This window comes from Brucella pecoris (assembly GCF_006376675.1).
In the GTDB taxonomy this organism is placed as follows: Bacteria; Pseudomonadota; Alphaproteobacteria; order Rhizobiales; family Rhizobiaceae; genus Brucella; species Brucella pecoris.
This window is the reverse complement of the sequence record NZ_VEWK01000001.1, coordinates 67,706-82,981: the sequence shown is the minus strand read 5'-3', so window position 1 is coordinate 82,981 and position 15,276 is coordinate 67,706. Positions and strand designations below refer to the sequence as shown.

Below are 15,276 nucleotides of genomic sequence, written 5' to 3'. Positions count from 1 at the left end.
CCCGCTAAATTCGAAACTTAGCTTAATCCCTAACTCAAAATGTGTCCGCGCTAAGCGCCATCATCGAATCCGCGCCCGACTGGATACGTGCGAGATGTGCTGCGCTTTCCGGCATGATCCGATCGAAATAGTAGCGCGCGGTAACCAGCTTGGCTTCGAAGAACGCCTTGTTGCCTTCACCACTGCCAAGCTTTTCTTCCGCAACCTTCGCCATGCGCGCCCACATGTAACCAAGCGCCACCAGACCAAAGAGATGCATATAATCGTTGGAGGCAGCACCGGCATTGTCGGGCTTGGCCATCGCATTCTGCATCAGCCACATGGTAGCGGCCTGAAGATCGTTGAGACCCTTCTTCAGATGCTTGGTGAAGAAGGAAAGCTTTTCGTTTTCGCGATTGGCTTCGCAGAATTCGCCCACTTCCTTGAAGAAGGTCGTGACCGCACGACCACCGTTAAGCGCCAGCTTGCGACCGACGAGGTCGAGCGCCTGAATGCCGTTTGCGCCTTCATAAATCATGGCGATGCGCGCATCGCGCACATACTGGCTCATACCATGTTCTTCGATATAGCCGTGACCGCCGAAGACCTGCTGCGCCATGACAGCATGTTCAAAACCCTTGTCGGTCAGAACACCTTTCAGAACCGGCGTCAGCAAACCGACCAGATCGTCTGCCGCCTGACGTTCCGCCTCATCACCTGCGCGATGCGCAATATCGGAGTTGAGCGCCGTCCAGAGGATGAGCGCACGACCGGCTTCGTTGAAAGCGCGGATATTCATGAGATTACGGCGAATATCCGGATGCACGATGATCGGATCTGCCTTTTTGTCAGGGGCTACAGCACCCGAAAGCGCCCGGCCCTGAATACGCTCACGCGCATAGATCGCCGCATTCTGGTACGCGGTTTCGGCAATCGAAAGCCCTTGCAGGGCAACACCGAGACGCGCTTCGTTCATCATGGTGAACATGGCGCGCAGGCCCTTATGCGCCTCACCGATCAGATAGCCGGTCGCATCGTCATAATTCATGACGCAGGTGGAGTTGGCGTGGATGCCCATCTTTTCTTCGATGGAACCGCAGGAAACGCCATTGCGCTCGCCCGGATTGCCATTTTCATCAAGAATGAACTTCGGCACGATGAACAGCGAAATGCCCTTCACACCTTCCGGCGCACCGTCGATACGGGCCAGCACCAGATGGATGATGTTTTCCGACATATCGTGTTCGCCGGCCGAAATGAAAATCTTCTGGCCGGAAATCTTGTAGCTGCCGTCTTCCTGTGGCGCGGCGCTGGTGCGCAGCAGGCCCAGATCCGTACCGCAATGCGGTTCGGTCAGGTTCATCGTGCCGGTCCAGGTGCCTTCCACCATCTTTGGCAGATAGGTGTCCTTCTGCTCATCGGTGCCGTGGGTCAGGATCGCCGCAATCGCGCCCTGCGTCAGGCCCGGATACATGGTGAGCGCCATATTGGCCGATGACATATATTCGCCGACCGCCGTGTGCAGGAGATAAGGGAGCCCCTGCCCGCCATATTGCTCCGGCACGGCGAGACCAAGCCAGCCGCCTTCACGATACTGATCAAAAGCGGCCTTGAACCCCTTCGGCGTCTTCACAGAACCGTCTGATGCGCGGACGCAGCCTTCCTGATCGCCGGTATGGTTGACCGGAAATAAAGTGCCTTCGGCGAGCTTCGCGCCTTCGGACAGGATCGCCTCGACGACATCGGGCGACGCGTCGGCAAAGCCCGGCAGGTTGTTGTAGCGCTGATAATTCAGAACGTCGTTGAGAACGAAATTCGTATCCTCAACTGGCGCGCGATAGCTCGGCATAGAAATCCTCCAAATTCACCACCTGAGCCGTTCCGCGATGGCTGGAACGAGCCCGTAACCGCGTTTCATGCCTGCATGCCACATTATAGCGAAACGTTGTGACAGCGCGCATGTTGCAACAAAAAGGGATATTTTTCTGCGAAAAACCGCCGTTTTTTGCTACTTTTTGACCGACCGTATCACGGATCTTGCGCACGATCTGTCAATTCTGAGCCGAAGCTAACCTACTTTGACGTTTCCGTAAACGTCAAAAATTACACAAGTTCGTGCGACTTGGGGAAATGTTCAATTGTAAACGCCGCCTTGGTTTGTCCCCCTACGCCTTGGTATGGGCATTTCGTTGCGTTTGATTTGTCCAGTTCGGGAAAATCATCGAATTAATGGGAAGCAGACCGTTTGCATTCCACAGTTCAACTTCACGATCTACGCGCGTGTCAGTGAAGTTCGATATTACGATTGCCCTCAAAAACTGATGGCCAAACTATATGGCGACCATGAACTCGGTATCGTTTTCATTAATAGACGGTAAGCCGCACCCTTGTTAGGCTATAGGTAATGGGGGTGATTCTAATGTCGTCTGCGCCAAAGGCATGTCTTCACATGCGAGCTAATTGGCTCGGCCCTGTCGGTAGTTTGGATGCTGACCTAAGTAAGTATGCTCAAAACCTAATTTATGCCCGGAACGGTACGGGGAAATCATTTCTTACTCGTGCACTCAGGTACCTTGACCTTCACGGGGATGGCGAAGATATCCAAGAAGCGCTGATTAATCTCCTTGCCGAAGAATCCACGAACGGCGATGGTTTTTTCGAGCTTTCACAGGGTGGCGTCAATATCGGCAAACTCATGTTGAGCTCAACCACATCGCGGGTCACTCCGGACGTCAGCGACCGCATTTTCCATGTCTTCTCCGATGATTTCGTTCACGCTGAACTTCGACAATCAAACTTTGTCGTCAACGGAAATATCGAGAGCAAAATAAGCCTAGACCAGTCGATAATCAGTACCAAGGATGCAGAGGAGACTCTGGCGCGGGCGGAATCGCATTTGAAAGAAATAAGAGAACGGCTAGAACAGCGAACGCTACAGCTCAAAGACCAGCAACTCGCTTCGAAGGCTAGCGTAAATAAGCGCCTCAGAGAATACGGCGACATAGAGTTGGCCACCCTTTTAACGACGCACACAACTTTACCAGAGCAGGCTGCGCGATCTTTCGGGGATGTTCTAAACGATCTTGATAGACTCAAAAGCGTCCCCGCCGAACCTGACTATCCGGATAATATAAGCAAACCGCTTTTCGACCCCGCGTTTTTAAATGCCACCTCCGAAAATATCGCTAAGATCACCTCTCCCTCGACAGTGGCCGAAGAAATCAAATCCAAGATCGCCGCGAACCCTGAGTTTATCGAAGCTGGAGTCGACATCATTCAGAAGGATGCGCACGATTGCTGCCCTTTCTGTGAACAATCCATCGCGCACCCCCCCGCCAAAGACCTAATCGCCTCGTACATAGCTTTCTATGCAGATGCAGAAGGTGGGCATAGAGCAGCACTTCGCAAAGATTGGACGTGGATTAAAGGCCTTAGAGATGCCCTTTCTCAATGTGAAAGGTCTGTAGCCAGAAACCTAATCAAATACGACCGGTTAAGGAAGTTGGTACCGTCACAAGCGAGCGTTTCAGTACCCAATATTTCAACCCAAATCGAGGCTATAGACAAATATCTGGGCGAATTGGCTGATACCATTGAGCAGAAGGGAAGAAACCCAAGCAAGGAAGTCGTCCTTCCAAAAGGTGATCCGCTTTCCTTATTCCAGACGCTGCATACAATGATCGATGAGATCAATAAAACGTTCTCCGCACTGGCGATGGCGATCAAAGCTTCTGACACGGAACGACGAAATCTTCATCGGGAAGCTTGCTCTGTTTTCGTTATCGACTTTGTGCGATCAAACTGGACTTCATTCGAAACTATTCGAGCACGAGAGGGTGATGTGCGAGTAGCCTCGGAAGACCTCGCTTCGCTTAAGAAATCTCAACTTTCGGATAGCGCTCGCGACCGGGTCGCTGCGACATTCGAAGCCCTCGTGACTAGCTTCTTCGGTCATAAATATACTTTCGACAAGGCATCATTCACTCTTCGGCGAGAGAACCGCGAGATGGCGCGAGGACCAAGCAGAACCCTGAGTGACGGCGAAAAGACTGTGATCGCCTTCTGCTATTTTATCGCCTGTGTTCATAAGAAAGTAAAAGCGACCTCCGACTACGCAAAAATTTTTCTGGTGTTCGATGATCCGATTACGTCGATGTCTTATGACTACGTCTTTGCAATTGCACAGACGCTTAAGCACTTGAGCATTTCTACGATAGGTGAAGTCTCGATCAATCCAGCGGATATAAACAAAGGCCACCTGAGACCTGATCTATTGGTTTTTACCCATAGTAGCTATTTCTACAATATCTGCGTCACTAACCGGGTCATAAAAGATGAAGCCGCCTTCTTCCTGTATAAAACTGGAGCATTTCACCAGTTATCGAGGCTGAAGAAGTACGTCGCCCCCTTCGAAGAGCATTTGCGGGAGATAGTCAACGTACATCAGGGAGCAGATCCCTCTCATACGACAGGACACGCTATACGTTGCGTTTTGGAAGCCGTAGGTCGCTTCTGCCACCCCGATAAATGTGACAGCCTGTCCAACTACATCAGTTACCTCGCGGGAGAAGAAGGCTTCGAGATCAAGAGCGTCCTCATCAATAATCTATCTCATGGCACTTACTATGATGAAACTCCTAGCCCGGATGAACTGCGTGACGCCTGTAATGAAACGATCCGGATCGTTGAGAAATACGCCAAGGGACAGCTCGGGGTAATTGGAGTACGTACCAACTGAAAATGTTAATGCGTTAGTAATCCAATGGCTGGCGCAGCCAAAAGCAGTCTCATTATTCCTGCAACTCCAAGATCTCGCTGGATGCTTGACAATACTTCTCTACAGTTGTGTTCAACCAAGTCGCAGCAGTATCATCGCTAATATGACCTAACTTTTCAGCTCTAACCACCAACGATGCAAACCGCCCTCGTCTATTTAATGGAGTTTCATTAATTGGAAAGTAGTCAAGTGTTAAGTTTTCGCGAGCTACCCATTCTTGTGACTGGTCCTTAATATCTCGAGGATGGACACTCGAAACATCAAGCTTCGCTATGTTTTGAATATGGTACGCAGCAGCTGTCATACTGACGCCAAAAGTGTTCATGACCGTTTCTAAAATATCTAGGCTAGTAGACTTCTGTTGAGCAATGGCACGAACAGCACTGGGCGGAGCAAGGAACGCGACCGCAAAGCCGTTCGCTCTACGCTCAACATTATCAGCTTCGTTTGCCAATCCCTTGAGGCTGTCGTATGAATCTACACGTAGTTTGTTCAATCTTTGATCAGGGTCCCCTACCAAATGTCCTATTTCATGAGCTAGTGTCATTCTTCGGACCCAGACCTTTTCGTTCTGCCCGGCTTCGTTCACAACAATCCCACGATTGGAACCGTTTGCGATTGTAGCTCCAGCAAAACGAGAAGTCAGCTTATCCTGCACTAATGGAACGCCCAACTTTCTTTCAAGAAGCTCGCGGATACTCACGATAGGCTCATCAGGTTTTAAACCAAGCTCAGCTCGGGCCTTCTCGGCAAGTGCATATCCCTTTTCTGCACTAACATAGCTATAATCATCCGACTGTAGCGTTCCTTTTGCTACTATCGGATGCACATCTATCTTCAAAACGCGCCCAAGTTCATTCTGCCTAGAAACGATCCATCCCGCCTCAGCTAGCTTCAGAACTGAGGAAGCATCAAACGTTTTAGCATCGACAGTACTGCGCAATTCTCGCAAACGTACTCCGAGTTCTCGATCTCCTCCGGCTTGCTCTCGAAAACCCACTATCCGCTCGTCTAACGCGAGTAGCGATGCAACTCGTTCGATATCACGAATCTTCGATGCTTTTCCTGGCGTCTCTAAGTTTTTTAAAACCTTGGTGTCGAGCCCTGAGAGCTTTTCAATATCGCGAATATCTAGTTTGAGATCCTCTCTCCTACGACGCAATGTATTGGCAGGTTCATCTCGACTATTCACAAGCGGAGCACTACCATCAACTGCAACTTTTTCGAGGATATCCAATCCGTAAAGGTCTAAGGCCTCTTTTGCCGTAATTTTTCGGCCTTTTGCCTGTTCGCTTGCGATAGCAAGCTGAACCTGACTCCTCACATATTTGTTTTCGCTGTTTGCTGCGTATTCCTCTAATGTATCGCCCCTTGCATTAGACCCAAATATTTTTACCATTTTTTCGTTATCTATCATTTTAAATAATCCATTCAGGGTCCACACCGATGAAAGGGTAAGGTCTGCCAGCCTCTTCATCAAAACCTGATGACCATACGTGGTAACCTGATTTTTGAAACGCGAGCGCAACATCTTTCATTTCGTCTGCCGTGCGCGGACCATATCTTCCAGAAAAGCCATTAACAATAATTGTACTTTCGGCAACAAAGATCAACTCCCCTGCGCAATAAGCACTGCCGCCGCCTGTTAGATTTGTATGCTTAATGACACCAGTTTCAAGTCCTCGACCAAAAGGGCAAGATTCATCCGCATGCACAACATTTTCATCCCGGACCGCCCAAAGCTTCAGGCCTACTGTCATCGTATCGTCTATCCTCGGTACGCTTGGTTGAGATGACAAGGCTGCAGCAGCTCCATCTTTCCAAATACACAAACCATCGGCCTCAGACATCTGGGTAACTTCGCCCGAGTTTTTCACCAAGCCATCTCGCGGCGGCCTTGGTGGATTGTACTTGGTACGAAATTCAGAAAATGCGGCATCTGTGAGTGTCATATCGCCCCCAATAATGTTCACTCGATATGCTAAAAATAATTCTCTGTCTACAATTTGGTTGATTGTATCATTCACTATAATGAAGTTACTCACGAAAGATTATCCGCTACCCTTCGAGACCAAAGCATAGGGGATTTTGCTTCACAGTTAGTTATGGCTTAGGCGTAAACCTTTACACTTCAATCGAACCGACCCTAACCAACATGAGTGACGATGGATAGGTCAGCATGCTCGACGCGACTAAGGATTTTTCTGGGGGAGAGGTTTATCATTGCACCTCACGCCGTCGCTAAGCAAAGTCGAAAGACTTACTTTCAGAACGAAGTTAGTCAGCCGCCGGAAAATCCAGCTAGACTCCTGCTCATGATTGTTCCATTTATTGCTGATAATTGGGTGGGTTAAATCATGGATCAGCAGCGTTCGGAATCGGCTAATTTGGCCGAAAATTCCGCTTTTTCAGGTAGTTTATCGGTCGAAGACAAGATCGAACGAGCTCGAACAGAGCTTTTAGATCTTTCAGCTCGAAATCGCTTGTTGAACGTGCCGCGTTTTTCGAAGAGCGCGAAGACTGTCGATATCATCGATGAAAAAGCGGCTGAAGTATTTCGTATTCTCGTGACCGAAGGGAAGGCAATGACCTTCCTTGCAGGCGCGAAAGGACGCGAGAAGACCGGAGAAGATGCTGATGGCGAGGAGCTTATAGAGCTTGCACTGCCGGATGATGACGAGCGCGATGAACAAGGCAAGCTGGTCCGGCACGGTGATACCAAGCTACAGACCAAGATGACGCCGAATGCTTTGCAGAAACGTCTGCTGGACCTCTATTTCGACGCGCGCACACTCGAAGAAGAGCAAGGCGTCAATATTCTATTTCTTGGTCTCGGAACGCTGAAATGGATCGACCCCAACAATAAAGAGAATATACGATATGCTCCTTTGATATTGGTGCCGGTCATATTGGAACGCGGAACCGCCGGTGAACGCTTTAAGCTCCGGGCACGGCAAGAAGATTTCTCATCCAATCTGTCCTTGGAAGCCCTACTTGATCGTGTCCATTCGATCAAAATGCCCGAGTTCGAGGCAACAGACGATTTTTCATTTGAAGATTACGCGCAGAGAATTGCCTCTTGTATCGCGGTTAAGCCGGATTGGTCAGTACAGCCTGACGACATCGTTCTTGGCTTCTTTTCATTCGCCAAATTTCTGATGTATCGGGATCTCGATCCTTCTCTTTGGCCCGTGCACGCCAAGTTTACAGATACGCCTCTTATTAGATCTCTTGTCTCGGATGGGTTTGAACGCGATGACGACCTGATTTCTGACGAGGCTAATATTGATTCCGTCATCCAGCCATCTGAGATGACGCATATCGTCGATGCAGATAGTTCTCAGTCTGCAGCCATTCATGAGGCTAAACGAGGCAAGAACCTTGTGATTCAGGGGCCTCCCGGAACAGGGAAATCGCAGACAATTGCTAATATAATAGCTTCGGCAGTTGCTGATGGAAAAACCGTACTGTTCGTAGCTGAAAAGATGGCGGCGCTGGAGGTGGTGAAACGCCGCCTGGACGCCGCTGGTGTCGGCGAAGCCTGCCTTGAGTTGCACAGCAATAAAGCGAACAAGAAAGCCGTTCTGCACGATCTTCAAAAAACTTGGGATCTAGGTTCGCCACGAGGAAATTTCGATGGCGCGATAGATAATGTCCTGCTCGATCTTCGTGACAGGCTCAACGATCATCCCAAGAGGCTACACCGCCTGTATGAACCATATCGACTTTCAGCATATACGGTCATCGGCCATCTGTCTCGGCTTCGTAGGGAGGGAATGGCACCGTCAGATATCGAGCTTCATAATGCGGTGGATTGGACACCTGGTCATCGTGACGAAGTGTCAAAGTTGCTTATGGAGCTCGCCGAACGCATTCGCGACATTGGACTGCCTTCTCGACACCCTTGGCGTGGTGTCGGGATAACGGGTATCTCACCTCTCGATCTTGAACGACTGGCCGTACGTATCCTGAACTCAAGCACAGCATTCGCGGAACTGCTCGAAAGGATGCAAAAAACGACGACGGCGCTTCAGCGTGCGGATGTCGTCGATCTTGAAGACTATCAGATCTGCAAGGAGCTTGCAGAACGGCTCGCTAGCTGTCCCGATACCATTTCGAATGACGCGCTTTCAAATGATGTATGGGCGCGTTCGATCAATGACATCGCTTCCTTAGTTCAAGATGGAAAGAAGTTAGCGAATGTTGCTGAAAGAATTAATGAAATCTTAAGATCGGAAGCTTGGGGATCTGAACCTGCAGGACTCGTTTCGCAGTTCTCGCGAGTACCTGCAAATTTCTCCGATGCAGCTTTTACGACCGTTGAACAATTAAGAACCCTTCTACCGCGATTGCTGACAGCGGTGCGATCATTGCAAGCATTGCTCGGGGTAGACGATATAGGCTCACTGGCTTCGATTGAGCGGATGGTCGTAATCGGCCAACGCGTGGCAAATGCCCCAGACGCAAGTCCGGACGCGTTTGTTGCAGCTATTTGGGAACGAGGGCTCGATCAGGCCGGTGATCTTGCTGAAGCCGTAGCCACACTACAAAACGCGCGATCAGAACTTACAGGAAAGGTTACCGATCACGCCTGGGAAGTGGATCTCATTGCGGCGAGAACCGCTTTGGCGGTTCACGGAAAGAGAATGCTCAAATTCCTGAGCGGGGATTGGCGTTCTGCCCGATCATTGCTCAAAACGGTATTGGTTGGTGAGCCTTCCGTCGACGAAACGTTGCGTATTCTCGACTTGCTTCAAAAGGGCAAACAGGCCAGATCGACTATACGAGACGGAGATGCTCTTGGCCGTTCCGCCTTTGGAGCGGACTGGCGAGGTGAGAAGACAGACCCGAAGCCGCTTGAAGATCTGGTGCTTTGGATGCGTAGCCTGCGCGGTGTCAGCACTGAGGCGCGGCAGATCGCAAGCCGTCTCTCGAACAAAGCCGCAGTTGGTACTAGCGCAGAACAAGTACAAGGCATCTTGGAAGAAGCCCGCAGACTGACTCATGCTCTGTGGCTAGAACTGTCTGATAAAACGCAGATTCTTTTCCCTGGCGCTACCGGAGCAGAAGACGCACATTTATCGCAAGTCCTTAGATTGGTGGATGAGCTCGGCCAAGCTGAGCAGGAAGCCAAGACGCTCCTTAAGCGCGATCTGGCAACAGCAGGCGAACGTTCGAAAATTTTCCAAGTGTTAGGCCTCGCCCTTGATCTAAAAGCAAAGGTAGACGGTCAGGGAACGCTTTTAGCTTCAGCATTTGGTCAACGTTGGGAAGGCATTGGATCCGATTGGGATGCACTCTCTCTTCTGGTCGATTGGGTTCAGCAAAATGCAGACATACGTCCTTTAGCTGCGACAATAGCTGATCGGGGAGACCTGGCCAGAAAAACGGGAGCGACGCTTGACGATGCCGGTACCTGGGTCGGCGAATTCTCAGCGATCCTTGATTACCTACAGACCGATCCGGAAACACTTTTTGGAGCCAACAGGGTTGAGGAAGTTCCCTGCTCCGAATTGCAGGAGCGGTTGCAAGTTTGGTTGACCTCACGGGAACAGCTGTCCAAATGGACCGCCTACCGTAATCGCGCCAATGCCGCAAATGATGCAGGCGCAGAACAAATTGTTGAACGTCTGGAAGACGGTCGTGTCACTCCAGACGGCGTAATGTCATATTTTGAGATGGCATTTTACGAAGCCATCCTACGTGATCAACATAGACACGATCCGGAGTTAGCTCGTTTCGACGGCGAAGTTCACGGAAGGCTTGTAAATGAATTCGCGCGTCTTGACATGGACAGGATGGGACTGTCGCGACTGGAAGTCGTTCGTTCACACCATAAACGTATTCCGGGCAAGAGCGGTGTTGGCCCCGTAGGTGTCCTCAGATCTGAAATGGCGCGTCGCCGTGGTCATATGCCAATTCGTCAGCTGATGACGAGGGCGGCTCCAGCAATTCAAGCGCTGAAGCCGGTCTTTATGATGAGCCCGCTGTCCATTGCACAGTTTCTGCCACCTGCACAACTCACCTTCGATTTGCTTGTAATGGACGAAGCCAGTCAGATCCAACCTGTTGACGCCATTGGCGCTGTTGCCAGAGCGCGGCAGGTTGTTGTTGTAGGCGACGAAAGACAGTTGCCGCCAACGCGCTTCTTCTCGAAGATGACTTCAAGCGGCTCGGAGGACGACGACGAACTTGAAGGCGCACAGGTTTCCGATATCGAGAGCATTCTAGGCCTGTTTTCTGCGCGTGGTCTGCCCGAGAAAATGTTGAGATGGCATTATCGTAGCCGTCACCAGTCACTCATTGCAGTTTCAAACAGCGAGTTTTACGAAAACAAGCTGTTTATCGTTCCCAGTCCGTATACGCACGAAGCTGGAATGGGGCTCCGATTCCATCAAGTTCCAGGCGGCACCTTTGAAGAAGGCGTAAACAAAACCGAAGCCAAGGCCGTGGCCAAAGCTATCATCAAACATGCTCTTGAGAACCCTAACCTGTCATTGGGTGTTGCTGCTTTTTCGATCAAGCAACGTAGGGAAATACAGGACCAGCTTGAAATTCTGCGTCGGCTTAACCCTGAAACCGAAGCCTTCTTTCATTCGCATCCAACAGAACCGTTCTTCATCAAGAACCTCGAAAACGTTCAGGGTGACGAACGTGATGTCATCTTCATTTCAGTGGCCTACGCCCGCAATGCCCAAGGGTACATGGGGATGAGGTTCGGCCCACTTGGAGCAGAGGGTGGTGAACGACGTTTGAATGTTTTGATTAGTCGCGCCAAGCAACGCTGTGAAGTCTACGCGTCCATAACCGATGAGGACATCGATTTGGAGCGCGCCCGAGGCAAAGGCGTAGCTGCATTCAAGCTCTTCCTTCATTTTGCAAGAACCGGACGGCTTTCGCTTTCAAAGCGTACTGAACGCGAGATGGACAGCGTTTTTGAAGAACAGGTCGCTGCGGCATTGACCGAGCGTGGCTATCAGGTGCATCCGCAAGTGGGGATTGCGGGGTTCTTTATTGATCTTGCGGTCGCCGATGATGCCGTTCCTGGGCGGTATTTGCTCGGTATTGAATGCGACGGTGCGGCATATCATGACTCTCGCTCAGCTCGCGACCGTGATCGTTTGCGACAAGCTGTTCTCGAAGCGCATGGCTGGAATATTCATCGCATATGGAGCACCGATTGGTTTCAACGCCCAAATGCGGAACTCGAAAAGCTGATTGCCGCGATAGAACGCGCGAAGGCCAATACCCTTGAACTCGAAGGTGACACAGAGAAGAAGCGCAAAGCAGTCAATGTGGAGATCATCACTATTGATCGTGAGGACGTGACTGAAATCGGGATACTGCCGAAGGATGTGATCGAAAACGCAACTCCTCTTTATAAAGAAGCGTCAATCAAGCCAGCGATCCATGTTGAACTTCATGAAACGCCTCTTGGCATTCTGGTTGAACACATTAAGGAAATTGTGGAGGTCGAAGGCCCCCTTCATCAGGATGAACTCGTCACTCGGCTTAGAAGCGCGTGGGGATTACAAAGAGCAGGCCAGCGCATCAACAGCCACGTAACCGTGGCAATCTTGGCGGCGGCCCGAAACAAGCACATCAACATTGAAGGCCAATTCCTGCTATGGCCAAATGGAGAAATAAAGCTCCGTGATCGAAGTGAAGTCGCCTCGCTCAGTTTGCGTCGTCTCGATATGCTACCTCCAATGGAGATCGATCAGGGACTTCGACAATTGGTCGAGGCGAGCTTCGGTGCAACGCCAGATGAAGCGATCAATGCGATTTCCAGAGCGCTTGGGTTCAAATCAACAAGTGGTCAATTGAGGGAGCAGATCCAAGCGAGAATTGGCTATTTGAAAAAAGCCAATATACTTGAGGAACGAGATGGGCTTCTCACACTCAAGACAGCTTAAAACCGAAGAAACTCCGCGCCTGCTTCTGCCCCGATTTCGGCAGAAGCAGGCGCTCTTAACGTCGCATCAATTATTTGGTTTCTGGATCGCTTAAAGGGCTACGCTTGGCAATGTTTTAGGGCATCAGTTCTAAAATGTTTAAATATCTAAGCGCCGACCGGGTTCAGAGACCTGTTTTTACATGGGGGCAAAATGCAAAAATATTTAGCTTTAGTCGCGATCCTGATTGCGGCTCTGTCGATTTCCAATTTCGCGGATGCACGCAACACACCCTGCTCTGGGAAGAAGGGCGGCGTTGCGCGTTGTACCGCCGATGGCAAGTTTCTCTGTCAGGACGGCTCAATCAGTAAATCTAAGCGACTGTGCACTAGAAAGTAGCAGTCGTATGGTTCGAATGATAATGGCCGCGCTTCTCTGTGTAAGCGCTATAGCAGCTCATGCCGCTGATATCACTGGAAGAGCCTCCGTGATCGACGGTGACACAATCGAAATACAGGGCGCACGCATTCGACTGAGCGGGATCGATGCCCCAGAAAGCACGCAGACCTGTAAGAATATGGAAGGCAAGTTATATCGTTGCGGCCAGAACGCGGCCCTAAAACTGGATGCATTCATTCAGAATGCACAGCCGGTCACTTGCTTCCCAGCGGATCGAGATCGGTACGGTCGAACCGTTGCGTCATGCCAAACAAGCCAAGGCCAAGACATCGCAGCATGGTTGGTGGAGAACGGTCTGGCATTGGATTGGCCAGTTTATTCCAAGGGAGCATACGAACACGTGCAAGACATTGCTATGCGAGCCTCTTCAGGCCTTTGGCAAGGCGATTTCATTGTGCCATGGGAATGGCGAAAACTGCCGAAGGCACAGCGTCGATGAGCCAGGGAAACTCAATGAAATCGAGCAGGCTCACTTACGCTATCGGCGACGTTCACGGGCGCGCAGATTTACTGGAAAAGATGCTGGATCAAATTCAGACTGATGCTGATCAGCGAGCGGCCGAGTATCGCATTGTCTTTTTAGGAGACATCATTGATCGCGGTCCTGATAGCAGGAAGGCAATGGATCTCGTCTCCAAGAGACTTGATGCCTGCCCAGACAGCCGCCTGATATTGGGTAATCATGAGGAATACTTTTTACGAGTATTGGATTGCAGTGAGGACAGTCAGGAAACGGCGCACAGCTGGATAAAACACGGTGGTTACCAAACATTGGATTCTTATGGTCTGGCAGATTGCTCGAATATCCAGCATCTGGCCGAGGAATTTAGCAGACGCTTTGCTCAGCATTTGGAAATGATGCGAAAAGCTGAGTCTATTATCATAGACGGTAATTACGCGTTCGTTCACGCAGGCATTAAACCAGGTGTCCCATTGGCCGAGCAAGATGAAGTTATCTCACGCTGGATAAGGGGTGATTTCCTCAATTATACGGATGCGCATGAAAAGATCATCGTTCACGGCCACACAATTACTGCATCACGTAGGCCCGAAATTTATTCAAACAGAATAGCACTGGATACTGGAGCCTATGCTACCGGGGTGTTGAGTGCAGCCGTGATAACTTCCGAAAACAGTCCGGACTGCACTGACTTTGTACTGGTATCCTAGCTATTTATCCTCACCCGAACCACTGAACTACCTCGTTTTGATATTGTTGTAGCTCAAATGATATTGAGTGATCCACTGCTTAACCAAGAGAATCTCATTGACGATCAATCCCCTTATTGTAATTTGGAAAATGCAAACTAGTCGCGCAGGGGGATTTTATGAGTAAACTTATGCTTGGGATAATCTTGGTTGTTTTCTCGGCCGGAACGGCCTTGGCACATAGCGGCGGAACAGACGCCAACGGTTGCCACACGAACCATAAAACGGGCGGCTATCACTGCCACTAATCAGCAATATGAACGACGCATTTATCTTGCTTACGGGATTTTTGCGTCGTTCGAAAACAACTATTCGTATTGCTTCTCGATCAAACATGATCGCTCGGCAAAGTAATTTGATGCTATTCACCGTCTAAACAACATCCAGATGAACTAGTTTACGTTTTCACTTCACCTAAAGGGTTATGCGCCTACTACCGCTCCGATCTCGACGTCGTTGCCAGCCAATCCTATTCTAGCGCCTCAGATATCAGGCGCTCGGTGCAAGGGAATGGAGTTTCGATTCTTCAATTATTTTATGAAAGGCGCAATTTTCACCGCGCTTGCAATAGCTATTGCTTTAATTCAGCCATCATATGCGTCTTCATTGAACGTCGATTTTACGTCCACTGTTGAAAGTACAGTATCCAAAACCGAGAAAACTGAACAACACTGCCATTCAGATTGCATCAAGTTTCCTTCCGGCGAGCATTCTCCCTACCTCTCACATGAGGTTCCCTCTCAAGCGAGATTGAATAGCTTCAGGTCTATACCTGTCAGCCATGCAGTTAATGCCGCTGAACCAACCGTCTCGTTGTCGAACACTATTTTTAAGCTTAAGCGTCCACCACGCGCCTAGATTGCTGTCAGTTTGAACCCTTTCAAAAGACACTTTCAAAGGCAATCTAATGTATGGATCATCCGTATTGATCGTGCAGTTCGCATTATCGCGCGCCGC

The 15,276-nt window shown here is 50.0% G+C and carries 8 protein-coding genes; 5 read left to right on the top strand and 3 right to left on the bottom strand.

Annotated elements, in window-relative coordinates; all coding sequences use genetic code 11:
* Positions 1 to 34: 34 nt before the first annotated feature.
* A complete protein-coding gene (locus FIB18_RS00380) occupies positions 35 to 1,828 on the bottom strand; it encodes an acyl-CoA dehydrogenase C-terminal domain-containing protein (protein ID WP_140018865.1) in 1,794 nt (597 codons plus the stop codon).
* 570 nt (positions 1,829 to 2,398) lie between these two features.
* Between FIB18_RS00380 and FIB18_RS00375 the strand changes: the two genes are divergently transcribed.
* On the top strand, positions 2,399 to 4,717 hold the full coding sequence (locus tag FIB18_RS00375) for an AAA family ATPase (RefSeq protein ID WP_158295676.1): 2,319 nt from the start codon (positions 2,399 to 2,401) through the stop codon (positions 4,715 to 4,717).
* 52 nt (positions 4,718 to 4,769) lie between these two features.
* Here the strand turns inward: FIB18_RS00375 and FIB18_RS00370 are convergent, their stop codons facing one another.
* On the bottom strand, positions 4,770 to 6,173 hold the full coding sequence (locus tag FIB18_RS00370; protein WP_158295675.1) for an ImmA/IrrE family metallo-endopeptidase: 1,404 nt from the start codon (positions 6,171 to 6,173) through the stop codon (positions 4,770 to 4,772).
* Between the two features lies 1 nt (position 6,174).
* Positions 6,175 to 6,801: a hypothetical protein gene (locus FIB18_RS00365; protein WP_140018862.1), complete on the bottom strand. Its 627-nt coding sequence runs from the start codon at positions 6,799 to 6,801 to the stop codon at positions 6,175 to 6,177.
* Between the two features lie 312 nt (positions 6,802 to 7,113).
* Between FIB18_RS00365 and FIB18_RS00360 the strand changes: the two genes are divergently transcribed.
* From FIB18_RS00360 to FIB18_RS25425, 4 genes are all read left to right on the top strand, one after another.
* Positions 7,114 to 12,672 carry a DUF3320 domain-containing protein gene (locus tag FIB18_RS00360; protein ID WP_123218492.1) on the top strand — a complete coding sequence of 1,853 codons (5,559 nt, stop codon included), beginning with the start codon at positions 7,114 to 7,116 and terminating at the stop codon, positions 12,670 to 12,672.
* Between the two features lie 256 nt (positions 12,673 to 12,928).
* Positions 12,929 to 13,549 (top strand): thermonuclease family protein, encoded by a 621-nt coding sequence (locus FIB18_RS25395; protein WP_319636858.1) that lies wholly within the window; start codon positions 12,929 to 12,931, stop codon positions 13,547 to 13,549.
* Positions 13,510 to 14,280 carry a metallophosphoesterase family protein gene (locus tag FIB18_RS00345; protein WP_123218495.1) on the top strand — a complete coding sequence of 257 codons (771 nt, stop codon included), beginning with the start codon at positions 13,510 to 13,512 and terminating at the stop codon, positions 14,278 to 14,280. The genes FIB18_RS25395 and FIB18_RS00345 overlap by 40 nt, the downstream gene beginning before the upstream one ends.
* Before the next feature lie 158 nt (positions 14,281 to 14,438).
* On the top strand, positions 14,439 to 14,567 hold the full coding sequence (locus tag FIB18_RS25425) for a YHYH domain-containing protein (protein ID WP_123218496.1): 129 nt from the start codon (positions 14,439 to 14,441) through the stop codon (positions 14,565 to 14,567).
* Positions 14,568 to 15,276 lie beyond the last annotated feature (709 nt).